General features: G+C 38.8%; 1 tRNA gene. It reads left to right on the top strand.

Annotation, left to right across the window (positions count from 1 at the left end):
- The first annotated feature begins 94 nt into the window (after nucleotides 1-94).
- Nucleotides 95-170, top strand: a tRNA-Ala gene (locus ACJB0T_RS21930).
- The last annotated feature ends 390 nt before the right edge of the window (nucleotides 171-560 follow it).

The raw sequence follows: 560 nt of genomic DNA, 5'->3' as shown, positions 1-560 counted from the left end.
TGGATCACCTCCTTATACGAATAGATTATTGCGATGAGTGTTCACACAGATTGATTAGGTTTGTAAGTTAAGAGTAAGGAAACCTTTTCCAGATGGGGCTATAGCTCAGCTGGGAGAGCGCTTCGCTGGCAGCGAAGAGGTCTGCGGTTCGATCCCGCATAGCTCCACCATCTTTAAGTGTTTTCTCTCGAGAATATTTAGAAATGGTTACTTCATTTGAAGTGATTAGCTCTTTAAAAATTTGGAAAGCTGACGAATAGCTTAATTGGTTTTTACTTTTGAAAAAGTAAAACAAAACAGCTCAAGGCTGTTGATTAAGTTATTCAATTAAAAGTTCTCAAATCCTAGATGATTTAATCATTTAGGTACCAACACACATTCAAGTGTTCTTGGGAATAGCGAAAGCTATTCATATTTGAGTCCGGCAAAATCGAGTCTGCATCATGTATAAAAATTGCAGACAACTTTGGTTGTTTAACGACAATCTCGAGGTTTCTTTGAAACTCTTTGGGGTTGTATGGTTAAGTGACTAAGCGTACACGGTGGATGCCTTGGCAGTC

Source organism: Vibrio sp. CB1-5 (assembly GCF_059412285.1).
This window is presented reverse-complemented; position numbering and strand designations above follow the sequence as displayed.